This window comes from Luteimonas sp. TWI382, from assembly GCF_039674545.1.
Classification (GTDB): Bacteria; Pseudomonadota; Gammaproteobacteria; order Xanthomonadales; family Xanthomonadaceae; genus Luteimonas.
On sequence record NZ_JBDJNS010000012.1, the window covers coordinates 71,314 to 93,475 of the forward strand.

A 22,162-nucleotide genomic window follows, 5' to 3' on the forward strand; every position below is an offset into this window, starting at 1 on the left:
AGTTGCCCGATGTCCATGCCACCGCGTCGTCGCACGACGCTGTCCGTTCTCGCCCTGTCGGTCTCGCTCGCGATCGGCGCCGTCGTGCCTGCGTTGGCGCAGGACGCGCCTCCCGCGCCGCTGGCCGCACCGGCGAACGCCGCAGAAGCCGCCCTGCGCGCGCTCTACACGCAGGAGTGGGCGTGGCGGCAGCGCGAGTTCGTGCGCGAGAAGGTCGACGGGCGCTGGCAATCCGGCGATCGCCTGCCGTCGGTGACCCCCGAGGCCTGGGCGCGCCGCGCCGACTACTGGACGCAGACGCTGGCCGCGCTCGATGCCATCGACGCCGATGCGCTCGGCGGCGAGGAGCGCATCAATGCCGCGGTGTTCCGCGCCACCCTCGAGGCCAATGTCGCCAACGCGCAGTGGCGCACCTACGAAGCACCGTTCAACAGCGACAGTTTCTTCTGGGGCGGGATCAACCCGCGCCAGCCGTTCCAGACCGAGGCCGACTGGCGCCGGTTCATCGGCCGGCTGGCGGACGTGCCTCGGTACTTCGACGAGCAGATCGCGAACATGGAACGTGGCCTGGCGCGGGGCTGGAGCGTGCCGCGGGCGACGCTCACAGGTCGCGACAACACGCTCGACCCCTACGTGCAGACGGGCGAGGGCAATCCGCTGCTGGCGACCTTCGAGCGCATTCCCGCCACCATCCCCGAGCCCGTGCGCGCGCAGCTGCGCGAGGAAGGCCGGCGTGTGGTGCTCGAACGCGCGATCCCGGCGTACAGCAAGCTGCTGGGCTTCATCCGCGGCGAGTACCTGCCGCGCACGCGCACCACGATCGCCGCCAGCGACCTGCCCGACGGCCGCGCGTTCTATCGCGCGCAGATCCGCGAGTACGTGACCCGTGACATGGACCCGCGGCAGATCCACGACCTGGGCCTGGCCGAGGTCGCGCGCATCACCGCCGAAATGGAGCAGGTCAAGCAACGCGCGGGCTTCAACGGGGCCTTGGCGCAGTTCATCGAGTTCCTGCGTACCGACCCGCAGTTCTATGCGACCACGCCGCGCGGGCTATTGGCCGAGGCGTCGTTGATCGCCAAGAAGATCGACGGCCAGTTGCAGTACGTGGTCGGCACGCTGCCGCGCTACCGCTTCACGATCCTGCCGGTGGCCGATGACATCGCGCCGATCTACACCTCCGGCCGCGGCGGGCTGGAGGCGTGTTTCTTCAACACCTACGACCTGCCGTCGCGGCCGTTGTACAACCTGCCGGCGCTGGTGCTGCACGAGTGCGCGCCGGGCCACAGCTTCCAGGCCGCACTTGCGCTCGAGGCGCCGGCACGCCCGGACTTCCGCCAGCAGACCTACTTCTCCGGCTACGGCGAGGGCTGGGGCCTGTACACCGAGTGGCTGGGCACGCGCATGGGCCTGTACGAGACGCCCTACGAGGAGTTTGGCCGGCTGACGTTCGAGATGTGGCGCGCGGCGCGGCTGGTGATCGACACCGGCCTGCACGAGGATGGCTGGAGCCGCGAGCAGGCGATCGACTACCTCGCCAGCCACACCGCGCTCGCCAAGCACGATGTCGTGACCGAGGTCGACCGCTACATCTCCTGGCCGGGCCAGGCGCTGTCGTACTACATCGGCTACAAGACCATCCTCGACCTGCGCGCCGAGGCCGAGCGCGCGCTCGGGCCCGCGTTCGACCAGCGGCCGTTCCACGACACGATCCTGAATCTGGGCTCGGTGCCGTTGCCGGTGCTCGAGGCGGAGGTGCGGCGCTTCATCGCGGAACAGAAGGCGACGCCGGCCGAGCGCACCTGACGACGGCGTGGGCGCCGACGTGCCGCTGGCGGGCGATCTCACGGTTTGAGACGTCGCCGCGGCAGCCTGTGCGCATGTCCCGACGTACCGGCAGCGCTGACCTTTCCCTGCATGGCGGGCGTGTGCCCGCGTGGCTGGGGCGGCGCATGACCCGGCTGGGGGCGGTGCTGTGCGAGGCCATCGTGCTCGAGTACGGGCGCGCCGAGCTGCTGCGCCGGCTGGCGCATCCGTTCTGGTTCCAGGCCTTCGGCGCGGTGATGGGGATGGACTGGCATTCGTCGGGCATCACCACCAGCGTGGTCGGCGCGCTCAAGCGCGGGCTGGCGCCGTTGTCGGGCGAACTCGGCCTGCATGTCTGCGGCGGGCGCGGGCGGCATTCCCGGGCGACCCCCGATGAACTGCTGGCGGTCGGCGCGCGCACCGGTCTCGATGGCGCGGCGCTGGCGCGCACCAGTCGGCTGGTCGCCAAGGTCGACAGCGCGGCGGTGCAGGACGGCTTCGATCTCTATCTGCACGGCTTCATCGTCGCCGACGACGGCCAGTGGGTCGTGATCCAGCAGGGCATGCACGGCGGGCGAGGGCAGGCGCGTCGCTACCACTGGCTGTCCGAGGGCCTGGAGAGCTTCGTCGATGCGCCGCACGCCGCGATCGACGGGCCGGGGCAGGGGCGGATCGTCAATCTCGCCGATCGGCGCGCGGCCGCCTCGCGCGCATCGCAGGTCGCGCTGCTGCAGGAGATGGCGCCTGCGCAGTTGGTGCGGGAATTCGGGCAACTGGAACGGATGGTCGGCGCGGTACCCGCACGCGCCACGCGCGCGGCACCGGTATCGATGGCGCCGGGCACGACCGGCGATCTGTTTGCGCCGGTCGATGTTGGCGCGCCGCCGCTGCAGCCGCATCTGAGCCTGCCCGATCACCACGATGTCCGCAGTGGCGATGTCGTGCTGCGGCGTCTGCACGGCGCCCTGGCCGCGGCGGCTGAATGCGGGCCGCGCGATTTCACCGAGCTGCTGCAGGTGCCGGGGGTCGGGGCCCGCACGGTGCGGGCGCTGGCACTGGTCGCCGAGGTCGTGCACGGCACGCCGTGCCGATTCAGCGATCCGGCGCGGTTCTCGCTCGCACACGGTGGCAAGGACCGGCATCCGTATCCGGTGCCCACACAGGTGCTGGACCGCACGATCGACGTGATGCGCACCGCGGTGGCGCGCGCCAGGCTCGGCAACGACGACCGGCTGGCGGCGATCCGCCGGCTCGATGCGCAATCGCGCGCGCTGGAAGCGACCGCGGGCGGCCCGTCGCTGGCGGCGTTCCTGGCCCAGGAGCGCGCCGCCTCGCACGCCTACGGCGGCCGCAGCGTGTTCGGCTGGGAGCCGCCGGCCGATGACGCAGGCGCGGCACGCGCCGGGTGAGATATCCGCGAGGCGTCTGCCCCCCGCCCCAACCCTCCACCCGTCAAGGGCGCAATGCGCCGCACGCGGGCAGGGTGAGGCATCGTCGTGGGCGTTCGCCCCACACCAACGCTCCCCCGCGCGTGTGGGGGAGGGGGCGTTACTCGGCGAGTAGGGAGGGCGCTGTCTTGTGGGGCGGGCGGCGCTTTGCGGTAGGGTCACCGCCCCCGCGACGCGGGGGCGGTCGGCGCGCATGGCGCGCCGGGTGGGGCGCGGCTCCAGGCAGGATTCTCAAGGCACCGCGTAGCCCGCCTCGCGCAGCAGGCGGGCGGTCTCGATCAGCGGCAGGCCGATCAGCGCGGTCGGGTCGTCGCTGGTGATCGCCTCGAACAGGGCGATGCCCAGGCCCTCGCATTTGAAACTGCCGGCACAGTCGAAGGGCTGTTCGGCGTCGACGTAGCGCTCGATCGTGGCCCGGTCGAGGGCGCGAAAGCGCACCTGCGTGCGGTCGAGGACCTGACGTGCCGGCTCGCCGTTGCGGACCAGGGCCACGGCGGTGTGGAACACCACGGTGCGGCCCGCCATCGCCGACAGCTGGACGATGGCGCCGTTGCGGTCGCCGGGCTTGCCCAGCGGCGCGCCGTCGAGCGCGGCGACCTGGTCGGAGCCGATGACCCAGCTGTCGGGTGCATGGGTCGCTACGTCGACCGCCTTGGCCAGCGCCAGGCGGATCGCCAGCGTCTGCGCATCCTCGCCCGGCGCCGGTGTCTCGGACACCTCCGGGCGCCTGCATTCGAAGGGCAGGCGCAGGCGCGCGAGCAGCTCGCGGCGGTAGGGCGAGGTGGAGCCGAGGATCAGGGGGGCGGGCATATTGGGTCCTGTGGCGTCGCGAGGATCAGGGAGCGGACCGGCGGCGTGCGGTCCATCGTGCGTTGTCCGGATGCATGAGCGGTCGCATCACGGCCGCGACGCTTGCCCCCGCGGTTACAATACCAATCCATCGGTCGGCGTCGGCAGCATCTCCAGGCGGAGTCGAACGATGCCGGCAGCATCGCCGGGCGGTCGAAGACGATTCCGGGGCGATGGCGTATTTGACAGGCTCTCGGCACGTCTTTAACATTCAGCGGCTTATGTCCGCGCAAATGCCCGAGTTGGTCGATGCTTGGCGTCTGGTCGCGGCCTCAAGCCGTCTGGAAGCCAAGGTTCCGTTGTCGTCGATGTCGCGTCTTCGCGACGTCCTGGCCGACACCGAGGCCGACGACGTCGTCTGCTCGATCGAGTTCGGTCGCGACGCGCTGCAGATCCCGTACGCGGAGCTGCGGATCGACGCGATGCTGCCGCTGATGTGCCAGCGCAGCCTGCAGCGGTTCGTGCTGCCGGTCGGGACGGTGCAGCGGCTGGGCCTGATCCGCGACGAGGCGGACGAGGCCGGGCTGCTGCCGGAGTACGAAGCGTTGCTGGTCCCCGAGGACGGCATGCTGTCGCCGGCCGCGCTGGTCGAGGACGAGCTGATTCTCGCGGTGCCGCTGATTCCAGCGGCCCCGGGGTCGGAGACGGTCGAGCGCGACTGGCCGGTGTCGACCGAAGAAGAAACACGCGTCAATCCGTTCGCGGCATTGGCGGATCTCAAGAAAGAACGAAACAACTGAACCTGTTGCTGGAGCAATTCCCATGGCTGTGCAGAAATCCCGAGTGACCCCGTCCCGCCGTGGCCAGCGCCGCGCGCACGACAAGCTGAGCGCCAAGCTGCTGTCGACCGACCCGACGACCGGCGAGACCCATATCCGCCACCACGTCACGGCCGATGGCTACTACCGCGGCAAGCAGGTGATCCAGCCCAAGACGCGGATCGTCGAGGAAGACTGAGGTCTTTCCCGGGTCCGTCGCGTCGCGGCGGACCTTTCGGCGTGTATCACGCTTCTTTCCAGGCGACGCGCCGCGTTGCGGCATAGCGCCGGTCGTTTTCGCGAACGTGCCGGTCGCCGCCGTCCTTCCCAAGACGTTCATGAGGCGAGGGCAGTCCGCACGATGAGCAGCGAACGCATCTATTCCCGCATCGCAGGCACCGGCAGCTATTTGCCCGAGAAGGTGCTGACCAACGACGACCTGTCGAAGATCGTCGACACCAGCGATGAATGGATCGCGTCCCGCACCGGCATTCGCGAGCGTCATATCGCAGCCGAGGGCGAGACCACCAGCGATCTGGCCTTCCATGCCGCCACGCGCGCAATGGAGGCGGCCGGGGTTTCGGCCGGCGAACTCGACCTGATCATCGTCGGCACCACCACGCCCGACATCATCTTCCCGTCCACCGCCTGCCTGCTGCAGGCGCGGCTGGGCGCGGGCGGGTGTGGCGCGTTCGACGTCAACGCGGCCTGCTCGGGCTTCCTGTTTGCGATGTCGGTCGCCGACAAGTTCATCAAGTCCGGTGATGCGAAAACCGTGCTCGTGGTCGGCGCCGAGACCCTCACCCGCATGGTCGACTGGACCGAGCGCACGACCTGCGTGCTGTTCGGCGACGGTGCCGGTGCGGTGGTGCTCAAGGCTGATCGCGAGACCGGCATCCTCAGCACCCATCTGCACGCCGACGGCGCGAAGAAGGAACTGCTGTGGAACCCGGTCGGCGTATCGGCCGGCTTCAAGCCCGACGAGCCCAATGCCGGTGTGCGCATCCGCATGGCCGGCAGTGAGGTGTTCAAGTACGCGGTCAAGGCGCTCGACTCGGTGGTCGACGAGACACTGCACGCCAACGGCCTGGATCGTCACGATATCGACTGGCTGATTCCGCACCAGGCCAATCTGCGCATCATCGAGGCCACCGCCAAGCGGCTGGACCTGCCGATGGACCGCGTGGTCGTGACCGTGGACCGGCACGGCAACACCTCGTCGGGCTCGGTGCCGCTGGCGCTGGACGAGGCGGTGCGTTCGGGTCGCGTCGAGCGCGGCCAACTGCTGCTGCTGGAAGCCTTCGGCGGCGGATTCACATGGGGTTCGGCGCTGTTGCGCTACTGAGTGTCGATCGCGGCGCGCGCGTGACCGGTCCGGCCCCGCGCAGACCGTCTGCGATCGCATGGAGGATGCCGCCATGGGCGTGCAATCGATCGTCATCGCCGGGCGCGAGGCCTGGCTCAAGGCCTACGAGGCAGGGGACAGCCGCAAGCTGACCCTGGGTCTGCTCGACGCCGTCGTCCGCAAGCTGGAAATCGATGCGCTGCGCCCGCCGCCGCATCCCGGCGGCGAGGAGGCCAAGGCCATCGAGGCGCGCCGCCTGGCCGAACTCGAGGCGCTGGGCATCCGCGTGCCGCGGGTGCTCGGAGAGGGGGAGTCGACGTTGTTGCTCAGCGATATCGGCACCACGTTCGCCGCGCGCCTGCGTGCAGCCGATGGCGATGCAGCCACGATCGATGCGCTGACCCGGCAGGTGATCGCGGCGATCGCCGACGCGCACGCGCGTGGCGCCTATTTCGGGCAGATGGTCCCGCGCAACATCACGATCGACGATGCCGGCCGGGTGGGCTTCATCGACTTCGAGGAAGATCCGCTCGAGGTCATGTCGCTGCCGCAGGCGCAGGCGCGCGACTGGCTGCTGTTCGCGTTCGGCATCGCCAAGTACTACGACGGGCGCACCGATGCACTGGCCGATCTGCTCGCGCCGGCGCTGCGCGATGGGTGCTGCGAGGTCGCACGCCATGCCGGGCAGGTGGGGCGCCTGGAGGGGCTGGCGCGGCGCATGCAATGGCTGGGGCGCTCGGCGCGGCACATCGCCCACTCGATCCTCGTGGTGCATGCCGCGACGCTGCTGCCGCTGTTGGTGATTGCGTTCGTGCTGTGGGACTGGATCGACGACGGCGAGATCGATCTGCTGCAGATGCTGTTCTGAGCCCGCTGGGCCGACCGCTGTGTTGCCCCGCCCAAGGCGTGGCGACGCGCAGGCGGTGCCGCCCTGCATACGCCGCAGTACAGACAATGTCGTATCCGGCCCCTTATCATCGCCCCGGTTTTTTCCGCTGGAAGATCGTGTGACCGCATCGCAACTCGCATTCGTGTTTCCCGGGCAGGGCTCGCAGTCGCTGGGCATGCTCGGCGAACTGGCCGCGCAGCACCCGATCGTGGGCGACACGTTCGCGGAAGCCTCCGATGGCGCCGGCGTGGACCTGTGGGCACTGGCCCAGCAGGGGCCGGAGGCCGAGCTGGGGCGCACCGAGTTCACCCAGCCGGCGTTGCTGGCGGCCGGTGTCGCGGTGTGGCGTGCATGGGAGCAGCGCGGCGGTGCGCGTCCCAAGGTACTCGCCGGACACAGCCTGGGCGAGTACACCGCCCTGGTCGCGGCCGGTGCGCTGTCGCTTGCCGACGGCGCGCGTCTGGTGCGCCTGCGCGGGCAGCTGATGCAGGACGCCGCGCCGGCCGGGACCGGTGCGATGGCCGCGGTCATCGGCGCCGAGGACGCGCTGGTCGAGACGCTGTGCCGCGAGGCGTCGGTCGACACCGCGGTGGTGGTGCCGGCCAACTTCAATTCTCCGGGGCAGGTCGTGATCGGCGGGCATGCCGAGGCCGTCGACCGGGCGATCGCGCTGCTGGGCGAGCGTGGCGTGCGCAAGGTGGTGAAGCTGGCGGTCAGCGTGCCGTCGCATACCCCGCTGATGCGCGAGGCCGCCGACCGGCTGGCCGACGCGATGGGCGCGATCGCCTGGCAGGCGCCTGCGCTGCCGGTGGTCCAGAACGTCGATGCCGCCGTGCACGAGGACGTTGCCGCGATCCGCGACGCGCTGGTGCGCCAGCTTTACCTGCCGGTGCAGTGGACGCGCTGCGTCGAGGCGTTGGCCGCGCGCGGCACCACTCGCATCGCCGAGTGCGGGCCGGGCAAGGTGCTCGCGGGCCTGGTCAAGCGCATCGACAAGTCGATCGAGGCGCGCGCGCTGGGCCTGCCGGCCGATTTCGACGCCGCGCTGGCCGATTGGGCCGCCTGATCACCGCGTGGCGGCTCGGCCAGCCGGCGCGATCGCGGACAGGGCGGACGGCCATCGCACCGCGCGCCGTTGATCCCGAACGATCCGTGACCCCGCTGTCGATCCGTCGCACCCCGACGTCCTTTTTCCGGAGCATTCAATGAGCACACCGCTTTCGGGCGAGATCGCCCTCGTCACCGGCGCCAGCCGCGGTATCGGCGCCGCCATTGCCGACACCCTGGCCGCGCAGGGCGCGACCGTGATCGGCACCGCGACCAGCGAGGCCGGCGCTGCGAAGATCGGCGAACGCCTGGCCGCGCACGGCGGCCACGGCCGCGTGCTGGACGTGGTGCAGGCCGGTGCGATCGAGGCGCTGGTCGAGTCGATCGCCGCCGAGTTCGGCGCGATCTCGATCCTCGTCAACAACGCCGGCATCACCCGCGACAACCTGCTGATGCGGATGAAGGACGAGGACTGGCAGGCCATCCTCGACACCAACCTGACCAGCGTCTACCGCAGCTCCAAGGCCGTGATGCGCGGCATGATGAAGGCGCGCCGCGGCCGCATCGTCAACATCGCCTCGGTGATCGGCGTGACCGGCAATGCCGGCCAGGCCAACTACGCCGCCGCCAAGGCGGGGATCATCGCTTTCAGCAAGTCGCTGGCCAAGGAGATCGGCTCACGCGGGGTCACGGTCAACGTGGTCGCGCCCGGTTTCATCGCCACCGACATGACCCGCGACCTGCCCGAAGCCTCCAAGGCCGCGCTGACCGAGCAGATCGCACTCGGCCGCCTGGGCGAGCCGAACGACATCGCACAGGCGGTGGCGTTCCTGGCCGGCCCGGCCGCCGCCTATATCACCGGTGAAACCCTGCACGTCAACGGCGGCATGTACATGCCCTGAGACGGCGGTCACCGTTCTCCCGATTTCGAGGGCAAGTCGTTGAATGGCAAGGGCTTTGATGGTGGTGCGCCCACTGCCCGGCTTTCCCTTACACTATCCACCGCAAATCGCCTCCCCGGAGCAGAAGACCTATGAGCAACATCGAAGAGCGCGTCAAGAAAATCGTGATCGAACAGTTGGGCGTCAAGGAAGACGAGGTCAGCAACAACGCCTCGTTCGTCGACGACCTGGGCGCCGACTCGCTGGATACCGTCGAGCTGGTGATGGCGCTGGAAGAAGAGTTCGAGTGCGAGATCCCGGACGAAGAAGCCGAGAAGATCACCTCGGTGCAGCAGGCGATCGACTACATCAAGGCACACGCCAAGGGCTGATGCCCGCGTCCTGCGTCGTGCCGCTCGGCGGCGCGCGCAGGTGCCGACCGGTCCGCCGGTCGGCTGCCCGATCCGAATCTGTCACGAGGCCGCACTGCGGCCTCGTGCGTATCGGCGGCCGCGATCTGCGCCGCATCCACGTCAGGAGTTCACCATGGCCAAGCGCCGCGTCGTCATCACGGGCATCGGCATCCTCTCGCCGCTGGGCAACGACCTGGCCTCGAGTTGGGACGGCATCGTCAACGGGCGTTCGGGCATCGGCCCGATCACGCATTTCGACGCTTCCAACTTCGCCACGCGCATTGCCGGCGAGGTCAAGGGCTTCGATGCCGGACAGTGGATCGGGGCCAAGGACATCAAGAAGATGGACCCGTTCGTGCACTACGGCGTGGCTGGCGGCCTGATGGCGATCGCCGATGCCGGGCTGGAGATTCGCGAGGCGGACGCCGAGCGCATCGGTGTGGCGATCGGCGCGGGCATCGGTGGCCTGAAGGGCATCGAAGAGACCGCGATCAAGTACCACGAGGGCGGCCCGCGCAAGATCTCGCCGTTCTACGTGCCCAGCACGATCATCAACATGATTTCCGGCCAGGTCTCGATCATGACCGGTGCCAAGGGGCCGAACATCGCCGCAGTGACCGCGTGCACGACGGCCACCCACAACATCGGCCTGGCGATGCGCATGATCCAATACGGCGATGCCGATGTGATGATCGCCGGCGGCGCCGAGTTCGCGACCACGCCCACCTCGGTCGGTGGCTTCTGCTCGATGAAGGCGCTGTCCACGCGCAACGACGACCCGACCGCGGCCTCGCGGCCGTGGGACCGCGACCGCGACGGCTTCGTCATGGGCGACGGTGCCGGCATCCTGGTGCTCGAAGAGTACGAGCGCGCCAAGGCGCGCGGCGCACGCATCTACGCCGAGGTCGCCGGCTTCGGCATGAGCGGCGATGCGTACCACATGACCGCGCCCAGCGAGAATGGCGAGGGTGGTGCCCGCTGCATGCGCGCGGCGATCGCCGATGCCGGCATCGACGCTTCGCAGATCGGCTACATCAACGCGCACGGCACCTCGACACCGGCCGGCGATCTGGCCGAGACGATGGGCATCAAGAGCGTGCTCGGCGACCAGGCCGGCAAGGTGATGGTCAGCTCGACGAAGTCGATGACCGGCCACTTGCTCGGCGCGGCCGGCGGTGTGGAAGCGGTGTTCTCGGCGATGGCACTGCACGCCGGCATCATTCCGCCGACGATCAACCTCGATCACCCAGGCGAGGGCTGCGACCTCGACTACGTGCCGCACACCGCGCGGCAGGTGCAGGTCGAGTACGCGATGTCGAACTCGTTCGGCTTCGGCGGCACCAACGGCTCGTTGGTGCTGCGTAAGGTCTGACGCCTCTGGTGTCCAGACGTTGATGGCATTCAAGAACCCCGCGTGCGCGCGATCAAAGTTCGCCTCCCTAGGCCGGGGCGGCGCACGATCCAGCCCTCCCAGCGTGTGGGCGAGGCAAACGATCCAAGCCCTCCCCCGCGTGCGGGGGAGGGTTGGGTGGGGGCTGTCAGTGAAGCGGGCACCCGCATCGCGCGCAGGAGCAGCCCCCACCCGGCGCCTGCGGCGCCGACCGCCCCCGCAGGCGAGGGCGGTGAACGACAGAGCCTTCCCCGCGTGCGGAGAAGTGCGCGATCAAGGCTTCCCGCGTGCGGCGAGGCGAGCGATCCAAGCCCTCCCCCGCGTGCGGGAGAGGTGGGGGACGTCAGCCGCGCTTCCAGCGCACGCCCTGGGGCGTGTCTTCGAGCACGATGCGTTCGGCCGCCAGTTGGTCGCGGATGGCGTCGGCGCGGGCGAAGTCGCGAGCGGCCTTGGCGGCGATGCGTTCGTCGATCAGGGCCTGGATGCGGGCGTCGTCGTCGTCGCTGGCGCCGCGGCCGAACCAGTCGGCCGGCGCCTGCTGCAGCAGGCCCAAGGCCAGGCCTGCGCCGAGCAGCGCGGCCTTGTGCGTGGCACGGGCCTCGAGCGTCTCGGCGCGCCGGGCCTCGCCGGCGATGCGCGCCAGTTCGGCCAAGGCGGCCGGCGTGTTGAGGTCCTCGTCCAGGGCCCGCTCGATGCTGTCGGGGATCGCCGGTGCGGCGTCGACGTCCCGCAGGTCGCGCAGGGTGCCGTAGAGCCGGTCGAGCGTGCGCACCGACTGCGCGATCAAGGCGTCCGACCAGTCCAGCGGCTGACGGTAGTGCGCCGACAGCAGCGCGTAGCGCAGCGCCTCGGGCGGGTGGGCGCGAACCAGATCGTGCACGCGCTCGATATTGCCCAGCGACTTGGACATCTTGCTGCCGGCGAAGGTCAGCATGCCGTTGTGCAGCCACACACGCGCGAACGGCGCGCCGCCGTGGGCGCATTCGCTCTGCGCGATCTCGTTCTCGTGGTGCGGGAACTGCAGGTCGACGCCGCCGGCGTGGATGTCGATCGTGGTGCCCAGGTGCGCGGCGGCCATTGCCGAGCATTCGATGTGCCAGCCCGGGCGGCCGCGGCCCCAGGGCGAGTCCCAGCCGGGCAGGGCGTCGGTCGAGGGCTTCCACAGCACGAAGTCGCCTGGGCCGCGCTTGTAGGGCGCGACCTCGATGCGGGCCCCGGCGAGCATGTCGTCGGGGTCGCGGCGCGAGAGCTTGCCGTAGCCGTCGAAGGTGTCGACCGCGAACAGCACGTGACCTTCGGCCGCGTAGGCGTGACCGGCGGCGATCAGCGATTCGATCATCACGATGATGCCGTCGATGTGCGCGGTCGCGGCCGGCTCGATGTCGGGCGGGGCGACGCCGAGCGCGGCCATGTCCTCGCGGTAGGCAGCGACGAAGCGGTCGGTGATCGCCGAGATCGGCACGCCCTGGGCGGCTGCGGCGGCGTTGATCTTGTCGTCGACGTCGGTGATGTTGCGCGCATAGCGCAGCGCCCCGTACCGGCGGCGCAGCAGGTCGGCCAGCACGCCGAACACGACGGGGCCGCGGGCATTGCCGATGTGCACGTAGTTGTAAACGGTGGGCCCGCAGACGTACATCGTCGGGCAGGCAGGGTCGAGTGGGGCGAAGGGCTCCACCTGACGGCTCAGGCTGTTGTACAGGTGCAGGGACATTGCGCGCTCGCCGGATAACCGCCCGATTCTAGCGGCGGGACGCCGCGGGCGACAGGCCGCGCGATGGCGTCCGGACGTCGGCCGATCGGGCCGGGCCACGACAGCGAGGATTCAGCCCCGGTCGTCGGGGGGCGCCTACACTGCTTCGGTGCCCACACTCGCCCGTCGAATCCGTCGCTCGTCCATGCCAGTGCCCGTCCTGGCCCTGCTCGCCGTCGCTGCGCCCGTCGCGGCGTTTGCACAATCCTCGCCTGCCGCATCGCCGACGCCGCAACAGATCGAGAACGCGCGGATCGAGTACGCCCAGGTGCTGCGCGCCGAGCCGGTGTATCAGACGCTGCGCGCCACCAGCATGGTCGAGCGCTGTGAGGCGACCACGCCGGTGACGGCCGAGTCGCAACGCCGCGGCTTCGCGCGGGTGGTGGGAGCGGTCAAGGACGTGCTGCGTTCGGACGACGAGAAGGTCGAAGAAGTCGACCGCTCGGCCGGCGGCGACTGCCGCATGGTGCCGGTCGAGCGCGAGTTCCGCCGGCCGATCGCCTATGACGTCGACTACGTGCACAAGGGGGTCAAGTACCGCTCCCGGCTGCCCTACGACCCCGGCAACCGGCTGCGGGTGCGGGTCTCGGTGACTCCTGTCGTCGAACCGCGTTGAGTCCGCTGCGGGCGCCTGTTGCAGCGCAGCGCGGCGCGTGCGAGGATGCGCGCCCATGACCGCATGCCGCGCCGACGCCGACATCCTGACCTCCGCCCGCATGGCGTCGGGCATGACCTCGCGCGCGCGTCGACCGCAAGCCCACATCCTCCCGGGCTAGACGGAACCTGCCTGCGCGTTTGCGCGGTATCCGACCAAACCCGGCCCAGGCCGGGTTTTTTCGTTTCCGCGCCGACCATTTCCTTTCCCGCCTTCCACGAGCCCATTGCCGATGACCGCCATCCGCCATTTCCTCAACACCCAGGACTGGAGCCGCGCCGACCTCGACGCCGTGCTGGCCGATGCCGCGCGCTTGAAGCGCGAGAAGCTCGGCGACGCGCTCAAGGGCAAGTCGATCGCGCTGGTGTTCTTCAATCCGTCGATGCGCACGCGCACCAGTTTCGAACTCGGCGCGTTCCAGCTCGGCGGCCACGCCATTGTGTTGCAGCCCGGCAAGGATGCCTGGCCGATCGAGTTCGACCTGGGCACGGTGATGGACGGCGACACCGAGGAGCACATCGCCGAAGTCGCGCGGGTGCTGGGCCGCTACGTCGACATGATCGGCGTGCGCGCGTTCCCGAAGTTCGTGGACTGGCAGTACGACCGCCAGGACATCGTGCTCAAGTCCTTCGCCAAGTACTCGCCGGTGCCGGTCATCAACATGGAGACCATCACCCATCCCTGCCAGGAGCTGGCGCACGCGCTGGCCTTGCAGGAGCACTTCGGCACCTCCGATCTGCGCGGCAAAAAGTATGTGCTGACCTGGACCTATCACCCCAAGCCGCTCAACACCGCGGTCGCCAATTCCGCGCTGACCATCGCCACGCGCTTGGGGATGGACGTGACCCTGCTGTGCCCGACGCCGGACTACTTGCTCGACGAACGCTATATGGACTGGGCCAGGCAGAACGTCGCCGAGAGCGGCGGCTCGCTGGCGGTCAGCCACGACATCGACAGTGCCTATGCCGGCGCCGATGTGGTCTACGCCAAGAGTTGGGGCGCGCTGCCGTTCTTCGGCAACTGGGGCCCGGAGAAGCCGATCCGCGACCAGTACCAGCACTTCATCGTCGACGAGGCGAAGATGGCGCTGACCAACAACGGCGTGTTTTCGCACTGTCTGCCGCTGCGGCGCAACGTCAAGGCGACCGACGCTGTCATGGATTCGCCGCAGTGCATCGCCATCGACGAAGCCGAGAACCGCCTGCATGTACAGAAGGCGGTCATGGCGACCCTGATGCGCTGACGCGCACTGCATCCATATCGACTTCCTCTTTCGCATCTCCACGGACCACAGCCCATGACCAGCGCCACCACGTCCCGCGACATCGTCCTTGCCTTCTCCGGCGGCCTCGACACCAGCTTCTGTGTGCCTTATCTGCAAGAGCACGGCTGGACCGTGCACACCGTGTTCGCCGACACCGGCGGCGTGGATGCCGAGGAGCGTGCGTTCATCGAGCAGCGTGCGGCCGAGCTGGGCGTCGCCAGCCATGTCACCATCGATGGAGGGCCGGCGATCTGGGACGGCTTCGTCAAGCCGTTCGTCTGGGCCGGCGAGGCCTATCAGGGCCAGTACCCGCTGCTGGTGTCGGACCGTTACCTGATCGTCGACGCCGCGCTCGCGCGCGCCGCCGAGCTCGGCACGAATGCGATCGCGCACGGCTGCACCGGCATGGGCAACGATCAGGTGCGTTTCGACCTGGCCGTGAAGGCGCAGGGCGATTACCGCATCGTGGCGCCGATCCGCGAGATCCAGAAGGAACACACCCAGACCCGCGCCTACGAGCAGGCGTATCTGGAAGCGCGCGGTTTCGGCGTGCGCGCCAAGCAGCAGGCCTACACGATCAACGAGAACCTGCTGGGCGTGACCATGTCCGGCGGCGAGATCGACCGCTGGGAAGCGCCGGGCGAGGGCGCTCGGGGTTGGTGCGCACCGCGCGCCCAATGGCCGGAAGCGCCGCTGCAGGTCACGCTGCGTTTCGAGCAGGGCACGGCGGTCGCCCTCGATGGCGAAACGCTGCCGGGCGCGCAGATCCTCGCCAAGCTCAACGCCCTGTTCGCGCCCTACGGCGTGGGCCGCGGCGTCTACACCGGCGACACCGTGATCGGGCTCAAGGGTCGCATCGTCTATGAGGCGCCGGGTCTGATCTCGCTGCTCGCCGCGCACCGTGCGCTCGAGGACACCGTGCTCACCAAACAGCAGAACCGCTTCAAGCCCGAGGTCGCGCGCAAGTGGACCGAGCTGGTGTACGAGGGCTTCTTCCACGACCCGCTCAAGACCGACATCGAAGCGTTCCTGGCCTCGTCGCAGGCCAACGTGACCGGCGAGGTGGTGCTCGAGACCCGCGGCGGACGCGTCGATGCGGTGGCGGTGCGCTCGCCGCACATCCTCAACGCCAAGGGCGCGACCTATGCGCAGTCGGCCGACTGGGGCGTGGAGGAAGCGGAAGGCTTCATCAAGCTCTTTGGCATGAGCTCCACGCTGTACGCGCAGGTCAACCGCGGCTGACCGCGGTTGGCTTGGCTGGGCATTTCACCTTAAACCCCGCGCCGTTGGCGCGCCCCCTTCAGCTGGAAGGGGGCTCTCCTCCAGCCGGATAGAAGCAGTTCTGAAGGCGTGCCAATCCATGCTTGGACAGACTCTCGACCATCTCGAACACCTGGTGGCCTTCGATACCCGCAATCCGCCGCGGGCGATCGCCGCCGAGGGCGGAATCTTCGACTACATCCGTGCGCAGTTGCCGGGCTTCGCGGTCGAGGTGATCGACCACGGCGCCGGCGCGGTCAGCCTGTATGCGGTGCGCGGCGCGCCGAAGGCGCTGTTCAACGTGCACCTGGACACCGTGCCCGACTCGCCGGCGTGGTCGGCCGATCCGCATACGATGCGGCGCCTGGACGACCGCGTGGTCGGGCTGGGCGTATGCGACATCAAGGGCGCAGCCGCGGCGTTGATCGCCGCGGCCAATGCCTGCGGCGGCGACGCGGCCTTCCTGTTCTCGTCCGACGAAGAAGCCAACGATCCGCGTTGCATCGCCGCGTTCCTGGCGCGTGGGCTGTCGTTCGATGCGGTGCTGGTCGCCGAGCCGACGCAGTGCGAGGCGGTACTCGCGCATCGCGGCATCAGCTCGGTGCTGATGCGCTTCGCCGGCCGCGCCGGGCATGCCTCCGGGCGCCAGGACCCGGCCGCGAGTGCGTTGCATCAGGCGGTGCGCTGGGGCGACCGTGCGCTCGATCACGTCGCCTCGCTTGACGCCGAGCGCTTCGGCGGTCTGACCGGGCTGCGCTTCAACATCGGCCGGATCGACGGTGGAATCAAGGCCAACATGATCGCGCCCGAGGCCGAACTGCGCTTCGGCTTCCGGCCGCTGCCGTCGATGGATGTCGATGGGCTGCTGGCGACCTTCGCCGGCTTCGCCGAGCCTGCCGCCGCGCATTTCCAAGAGACGTTCCGTGGGCCGAGCCTGCCGTCGGGCGCGGCTTTTGATGGAAGTGCTGCGCGGGCGGAAGAGCGGCGGCTCGCCGCACGCGACATCGCCGATGCGTTCGATCTGCCGATCGGCAACGCGGTCGATTTCTGGACCGAGGCCTCGCTGTTCTCGGCCGCCGGCCATACCGCGCTGGTGTACGGACCGGGCGACATCGCCCAGGCGCATACCGCCGACGAGTTCGTGACCCTCGACCAACTGCAGCGCTACGCCGCCGCGGTGCATCGGATCATCGCCGGCGGCTCGCGTCCATGAGCGCACTGCCCGTCGCGCGCCGTCGTCGCGCTGCCGCGGCCTGATCGCGCGGCGATGCCCGTCCTTCCTCATCCGTCCGCGCCTCCATGCGCGACACATCACAAGCCCAGACCCATGCACGCACACCAACAGACCCGCCAGACCATCGTGCGCCTGCTTTCGAGCATGGCCAGCGCGAAAGAGATCAGCCAATACCTCAAGCGCTTCTCGCAGCTCGATGCCAAGCGTTTCGCCGTGGTCAAGGTCGGTGGCGCGGTCCTGCGCGACGAGCTCGACGATCTGACGTCGTCGCTGTCGTTCCTGCAGGAAGTCGGCCTGACGCCGATCGTGCTGCACGGCGCCGGTCCGCAGCTCGACGCCGAACTGTCGGCGGCCGGGATCGAGAAGAAGACCGTCTACGGCCTGCGCGTGACCACGCCCGAAGCCCTGGCGATCGTGCGCCGCGTGTTCCAGGCCGCCAACCTGCGCCTGGTCGAGGCGTTGCAGAAGAACGGGGCGCGCGCGACCTCGATCACCGGTGGCGTGTTCGAGGCGCATTACCTCGATCGCGAGACCTACGGGCTGGTGGGCGAGGTGGAGCGCGTCAACCTGGCGCCGATCGAGGCCAGCCTGCAGGCCGGCTCGATCCCGGTGATCACCAGCCTGGGCGAGACCGCCTCGGGCCAGATCCTCAACGTCAACGCCGACTTCGCCGCCAACGAGCTGGTGCGCACGCTGCAGCCCTACAAGATCATCTTCCTGACCGGCACCGGCGGGCTGCTCGATGAAAGCGGCAAGGTCATCGACTCGATCAACCTGTCGACCGAATACGATCACCTGATCCGGCAGCCGTGGCTGCACGGCGGCATGAAGGTCAAGATCGAGCAGATCAAGGACCTGCTCGAAGGGCTGCCGCTGGCCTCGTCGGTCTCGATCACCCGGCCCGCGGACCTGGCCAAGGAACTGTTCACGCACAAGGGCTCGGGCACGCTGGTGCGGCGCGGCGAGCGCGTGCTGCGCGCGACCGCGTGGCACGCCCTCGACCTGCCGCGGCTGCGCACGCTGATCGAGTCGAGCTTCGGACGTACGCTGGCCGACGACTACTTCGAGCGCACGCCGCTGTTGCGCGCCTACGTCAGCGAGAACTATCGGGCTGCGGTCGTGCTGACCGCGGCCGAGGGCAGCACCTACCTCGACAAGTTCGCCGTGCTCGACGACGCTCAGGGCGAAGGCCTGGGCCGAGCAGTCTGGCAGGTGATGCGCGAGGAGACGCCGCAGCTGTTCTGGCGCTCGCGTCACCAAAACCCGGTCAACATCTTCTACTACGCCGAATCCGACGGCTGCATCAAGCAGGAGAAGTGGAAGGTGTTCTGGTACGGCCTCGATGGCTTCGAGCAGATCCAGCGTTGCGTGGCACACTGCGCGACGCGCGCCGCGACGCTGGCGGGCTGAGGACACCGACATGAGGGACAAGAAGACCATCGGCATCGTCGGCGCGCGCGGCCACACCGGCAGCGAACTGATCCGCCTCGTCGCCGCGCACCCGGGGCTGGACCTGTTGTTCGTGTCCTCGCGCGAGCTCGACGGCCAGCGCGTGGCCGACCACAACGACGCCTGGCAGGGCGCACTGCGCTTCGAGACTCTCGATGCCGACGCAGTCGCGGCCAAGGGCGCGGACGCGGTCATCCTGGCGCTGCCCAATGGCAAGGCGGCGCCGTTCGTTGCGGCGCTCGACGCGTCCCGGCCCGAGACGGTGATCGTCGACCTGTCGGCCGACTACCGGTTCGATCCAGCCTGGTACTACGGCCTGCCGGAACTGACCCGCGATACCTACAACGGCCAGCGACGCATCAGCAATCCGGGCTGCTACGCCACCGCGATGCAGCTGGCGATCGCGCCGCTGCTCGACCAGCTCGCCGGCCCGCCGCAATGCTTCGGCGTGTCCGGTTACTCGGGCGCGGGCACCACGCCGTCGGACAAGAACAATGTCGCGCTGCTGGCCGACAATCTGATGCCCTACGCGCTGACCGGCCATGTGCACGAGCGCGAGGTCTCGGCCCGGCTCGGCGTGCCGGTCGAGTTCATGCCGCACGTGGCGCCGCATTTCCGCGGCATCACGATGACCGTGAACCTGTGGCTGCGCGCACCGCTGTCGCGCGATGCGGTCAAGGCGCGCTTCGAGACCCGCTACGCTGACGAGCCGTTGATCGAGGTAGTCGACGAGGCACCTTGGGTGAGCCGCATCGCCGGCCATCACGGCGCCCAGGTCGGCGGCTTCACGATGGCCCAGGGCAACGGCCGTGTGGTCGTGGTCGCCACGCTCGACAACCTGCTCAAGGGCGCGGCGACGCAGGCGATGCAGAATCTCAACCGCGCGCTGGGGTTCGCCGAACTGACTTCGATCCAGTGACGCGAGTCGCTGGCAAGCGCTCGCACATCCCTGTGCGGGCATCCAACACAAGCCCATTCCGAGACGCATTTCGATGAGCAATCTTCTCTGGCAGAAGCCTGGCGTCGCTGTCGACACCCAGATCCAAGCGTTCCTGGCCGGCGACGACGTGATCCTCGACCGAGCGTTCTTCCTGCACGACATCGCCGCGAGCGCCGCGCATGCGCAAGGACTGCAGCGTGTGGGCATCCTGTCGTCTGACGAACTCGCCGGCCTGGAGCGCGAGCTGGCGACGCTGGCCGAGGACTTCCGCAGCGGCGCGTTCGTGCTCGACGACCGTTTCGAGGATGGCCATTCGGCGATCGAGGCGCGCCTGACCGAGCGCCTGGGCGATGCCGGCCGGCGCATCCACACCGGCCGCAGCCGCAACGACCAGGTGCTGGTCGCCACCCGCCTGTGGCTGAAGGAGAAGCTGGCGCGTCTGGCCGCGCTGTCGCGCGAGATCGCCAAGATCGCGCTGGATCGTGCCGAGGCCGAGCGCGACCTGCCGATTCCCGGCTACACCCACATCCAGCGCGCGGTGCTGTCCTCGGGCGGCATGTGGTGGTCGGGCTGGGCGGAGGCCTTCATCGACGATGCGGTGCGCGCGGCCGACACCCTGGCGCTGATCGACTGCAATCCGCTGGGCACGGCGGCCGGTTACGGCGTGAACCTGGCGCTCGATCGCGACCACACGACGGCCGCGCTGGGGTTCGCGCGGTTGCAGGTCTCGCCGGTCTACGCGCAGCTTTCGCGCGGCAAGTTCGAACTCGCCGCGCTCGAGGCGCTGGGCAGCGCGACGCTCGACCTGCGTCGCCTGGCCTGGGACCTGTCGCAGTTCACCAGCGCCGAGTACGGCTTTGTCGCGTTGCCGGCGCAGTACACCACCGGCAGCTCGATCATGCCCAACAAGCGCAATCCCGATGTCGTCGAGCTGATGCGCGCCACGCACGCCAGCGTCGCGGCGGCGCGCACCGAGATCGAGCAGCTGCTGTCGCTGCCGTCGGGCTACCACCGCGACCTGCAGAGCTCCAAGGGCGCGATCGTCCACGGCTTCGGTCGCGGGCTGGCGGCGCTGGAGCTGTTGCCGGCGCTGCTGGCGAACCTGGAATGGCGCGAGGACCTGCTGCGCGCGGCGGTCGATTCGGGCATGTACGCGACCGACGTCGCGGTCGAGGCGGCGATCGCCGGCGTGCCGTTCCGGGAGGCCTACCAGGCGGCTGCGGCCAGCGCCGACACCGCCGGCCAGGGCCGCACGCCCGAAGGCAGCCTGGCCGCGCGGACCTCGCCGGGCGGGGCCGCCGACCTGCGGCTGGATGCCTTGCGCGCGCGCTGGGAGGCGCTGGCATGAGCACGGTCACCCGATATCTGGTGCTGGCCATGCGGCGATCGGATTTCGACGACGCGGTCATCGCACCGCACAAGGCCTTCCTCGATGATCTGCGCGCGCGCGGCGTGCTGGAGATGACCGGCGGTTTCGGTGATGGCAGCGGCGGTGCGTATCTGTTGCGCAATGTCGCCTCGCTGGAGGCGGCGCGCGCGATCGCCGCAGCCGATCCGCTGGCGCTGCGGCAGACCAGCGATCTCATCGTCCACGAGTGGCATACCCGCTGAAATCCGGCCGATGACCGCCTCCGACACGCAAGCGTTCCCCGAGCAACCGCTACCACCGTGGCGGCGCGCGGTGCTCAAGGTCGGCAGCAGTCTGCTGGCCGCCGATGGCGGCGGGCTGTCGCCGCAGTACGCCGCCGCGCTGGCCGGTTTCGTGCGCGCCGGGCAGGCGGCCGGGCGCGAGGTCGTGCTGGTCTCGTCGGGGGCGGTGGCCGCCGGCCGCGCGATCCTGCAGGCCGGCGGCGAGCCGGGCGCGCCGATGGCCGAGCGCCAGGCGCTGGCCGCGCTCGGCCAGGCCCGGCTGACCGGGTTCTGGCAGGGCTTCTTCGAGCGGCCCGTGGCGCAGGTGCTGCTGACCCACGACGACCTGCGCAACCGTCGCCGGTATCTCAATGCGCGCGCCACGTTGCAGGCGTTGCTGCGCCACCGCGCCTTGCCGGTCGTCAACGAGAACGACACGGTGTCGGTGGACGAACTCAAGCTGGGCGACAACGACAACCTCGCTGCGATCGTCGCCGCGCTGGTCGATGCCGAGGTGTTGTTCATCGCCACCGACATCGATGGCCTCTACGACGCCGACCCGCGGGTCGAGCCGTTCGCACGGCCGATGCCGGTGGTCGCGCAGATGAGCGGGGCGTTGCTCGCGGTGGCGGGCGGTGCGGGCAGCAGCGTCGGCACCGGCGGCATGCGCACCAAGCTCGAAGCCGCTCAGCGCGCGGCCTCGGCCGGCATCGCGACCGTGCTGTTCAACGGCCGTCGCGCCGATGTGCTCGAGGCGCTGGCCCATGACCGGCTGACCGGCACCCGCATCCATGCGCTGCGCACCCGGCTGGCGGCGCGCAAGCACTGGCTGCGCAACGCGCCGGCCGAGCCGGGGGCGCTGGTCGTCGATGCCGGTGCCGCCCATGCGCTGGTGGAGAAGGGCGCGTCGCTGCTGCCCGGCGGCGTGGTCGCGGTCGAGGGGGCGTTCCGTCGCGGCGACCTGGTCGAGATCGTGCGGCGCGATGGCGATGGCCAGGATGCGGTCGCGCGTGGCGTCAGCCAGTATTCGGCCGATGACATCCGCCGCCTGTTGCGCCGGCACACGCGCGACATCGAGTCGGTGCTGGGCTACAGCTACGGCGGCAATATCGTCCACCGCGACGATCTGGTGCTGACGTGAATCCGCGGTTGGCG

Annotated in this window: 21 protein-coding genes; 19 read left to right on the forward strand and 2 right to left on the reverse strand. The window is 69.6% G+C overall.

Annotated elements, in window-relative coordinates; all coding sequences use genetic code 11:
- Positions 1-9 precede the first annotated feature (9 nt).
- Together ABE505_RS09810 and ABE505_RS09815 are read left to right on the forward strand one after the other, a co-directional pair.
- Positions 10-1,806, forward strand: a complete 1,797-nt coding sequence (locus ABE505_RS09810) for a DUF885 family protein (RefSeq protein WP_346442116.1) — start codon at positions 10-12, stop codon at positions 1,804-1,806.
- A gap of 74 nt (positions 1,807-1,880) precedes the next feature.
- A complete protein-coding gene (locus tag ABE505_RS09815; RefSeq protein ID WP_346442115.1) occupies positions 1,881-3,215 on the forward strand; it encodes a DUF763 domain-containing protein in 1,335 nt (444 codons plus the stop codon).
- Positions 3,216-3,485: 270 nt separating this feature from the next.
- Here the strand turns inward: ABE505_RS09815 and ABE505_RS09820 are convergent, their stop codons facing one another.
- Positions 3,486-4,064 carry a nucleoside triphosphate pyrophosphatase gene (locus tag ABE505_RS09820; protein WP_346442113.1) on the reverse strand — a complete coding sequence of 193 codons (579 nt, stop codon included), beginning with the start codon at positions 4,062-4,064 and terminating at the stop codon, positions 3,486-3,488.
- A gap of 260 nt (positions 4,065-4,324) precedes the next feature.
- On the opposite strand from ABE505_RS09820, the gene ABE505_RS09825 reads away from it, so the two are divergent.
- The 8 genes from ABE505_RS09825 to fabF all read left to right on the forward strand — a co-directional run bounded on the left by ABE505_RS09825 (position 4,325) and on the right by fabF (position 10,808).
- Positions 4,325-4,843 carry a YceD family protein gene (locus ABE505_RS09825; RefSeq protein WP_346442112.1) on the forward strand — a complete coding sequence of 173 codons (519 nt, stop codon included), beginning with the start codon at positions 4,325-4,327 and terminating at the stop codon, positions 4,841-4,843.
- Between the two features lie 22 nt (positions 4,844-4,865).
- A complete protein-coding gene (gene rpmF / locus ABE505_RS09830) occupies positions 4,866-5,060 on the forward strand; it encodes a 50S ribosomal protein L32 (RefSeq protein WP_183425630.1) in 195 nt (64 codons plus the stop codon).
- Between the two features lie 162 nt (positions 5,061-5,222).
- Positions 5,223-6,206 (forward strand): beta-ketoacyl-ACP synthase III, encoded by a 984-nt coding sequence (locus tag ABE505_RS09835; RefSeq protein ID WP_346442111.1) that lies wholly within the window; start codon positions 5,223-5,225, stop codon positions 6,204-6,206.
- A gap of 73 nt (positions 6,207-6,279) precedes the next feature.
- Entirely contained in the window at positions 6,280-7,074 is a 795-nt protein-coding gene (locus ABE505_RS09840; protein ID WP_346442110.1) for a serine/threonine protein phosphatase, read from the forward strand.
- Between the two features lie 139 nt (positions 7,075-7,213).
- A complete protein-coding gene (fabD, locus tag ABE505_RS09845; protein WP_346442109.1) occupies positions 7,214-8,161 on the forward strand; it encodes an ACP S-malonyltransferase in 948 nt (315 codons plus the stop codon).
- Between the two features lie 139 nt (positions 8,162-8,300).
- A complete protein-coding gene (gene fabG, locus ABE505_RS09850; protein ID WP_346442108.1) occupies positions 8,301-9,044 on the forward strand; it encodes a 3-oxoacyl-ACP reductase FabG in 744 nt (247 codons plus the stop codon).
- 131 nt (positions 9,045-9,175) lie between these two features.
- Positions 9,176-9,415, forward strand: coding sequence for an acyl carrier protein (acpP, locus tag ABE505_RS09855; RefSeq protein ID WP_047137282.1), 240 nt, complete (start codon positions 9,176-9,178; stop codon positions 9,413-9,415).
- Positions 9,416-9,569: 154 nt separating this feature from the next.
- On the forward strand, positions 9,570-10,808 hold the full coding sequence (gene fabF, locus ABE505_RS09860; protein WP_346442107.1) for a beta-ketoacyl-ACP synthase II: 1,239 nt from the start codon (positions 9,570-9,572) through the stop codon (positions 10,806-10,808).
- A gap of 361 nt (positions 10,809-11,169) precedes the next feature.
- On the opposite strand, the gene cysS is transcribed toward fabF, so the two are convergent.
- Entirely contained in the window at positions 11,170-12,537 is a 1,368-nt protein-coding gene (cysS, locus tag ABE505_RS09865) for a cysteine--tRNA ligase (protein ID WP_346442106.1), read from the reverse strand.
- Positions 12,538-12,721: 184 nt separating this feature from the next.
- Between cysS and ABE505_RS09870 the strand changes: the two genes are divergently transcribed.
- From ABE505_RS09870 to proB, 9 genes are all read left to right on the forward strand, one after another.
- Positions 12,722-13,192, forward strand: coding sequence for a hypothetical protein (locus tag ABE505_RS09870; protein ID WP_346442105.1), 471 nt, complete (start codon positions 12,722-12,724; stop codon positions 13,190-13,192).
- A 271-nt stretch (positions 13,193-13,463) separates the two neighbouring features.
- Entirely contained in the window at positions 13,464-14,474 is a 1,011-nt protein-coding gene (locus ABE505_RS09875; RefSeq protein ID WP_346442104.1) for an N-acetylornithine carbamoyltransferase, read from the forward strand.
- A 54-nt stretch (positions 14,475-14,528) separates the two neighbouring features.
- Positions 14,529-15,737 carry an argininosuccinate synthase gene (locus tag ABE505_RS09880; RefSeq protein WP_346442103.1) on the forward strand — a complete coding sequence of 403 codons (1,209 nt, stop codon included), beginning with the start codon at positions 14,529-14,531 and terminating at the stop codon, positions 15,735-15,737.
- 118 nt (positions 15,738-15,855) lie between these two features.
- A complete protein-coding gene (locus ABE505_RS09885) occupies positions 15,856-16,968 on the forward strand; it encodes an acetylornithine deacetylase (protein WP_346442102.1) in 1,113 nt (370 codons plus the stop codon).
- Between the two features lie 114 nt (positions 16,969-17,082).
- Positions 17,083-18,399: an acetylglutamate kinase gene (locus tag ABE505_RS09890; protein WP_346442101.1), complete on the forward strand. Its 1,317-nt coding sequence runs from the start codon at positions 17,083-17,085 to the stop codon at positions 18,397-18,399.
- Positions 18,400-18,409: 10 nt separating this feature from the next.
- On the forward strand, positions 18,410-19,357 hold the full coding sequence (gene argC, locus ABE505_RS09895; protein WP_346442100.1) for an N-acetyl-gamma-glutamyl-phosphate reductase: 948 nt from the start codon (positions 18,410-18,412) through the stop codon (positions 19,355-19,357).
- A gap of 73 nt (positions 19,358-19,430) precedes the next feature.
- Positions 19,431-20,726, forward strand: coding sequence for an argininosuccinate lyase (locus ABE505_RS09900; RefSeq protein ID WP_346442099.1), 1,296 nt, complete (start codon positions 19,431-19,433; stop codon positions 20,724-20,726).
- Positions 20,723-20,989 (forward strand): YciI family protein, encoded by a 267-nt coding sequence (locus ABE505_RS09905; protein ID WP_346442098.1) that lies wholly within the window; start codon positions 20,723-20,725, stop codon positions 20,987-20,989. Before ABE505_RS09900 ends, ABE505_RS09905 begins: the two co-directional genes overlap by 4 nt.
- 10 nt (positions 20,990-20,999) lie before the next feature.
- Entirely contained in the window at positions 21,000-22,148 is a 1,149-nt protein-coding gene (gene proB / locus ABE505_RS09910) for a glutamate 5-kinase (protein WP_346442097.1), read from the forward strand.
- The last annotated feature ends 14 nt before the right edge of the window (positions 22,149-22,162 follow it).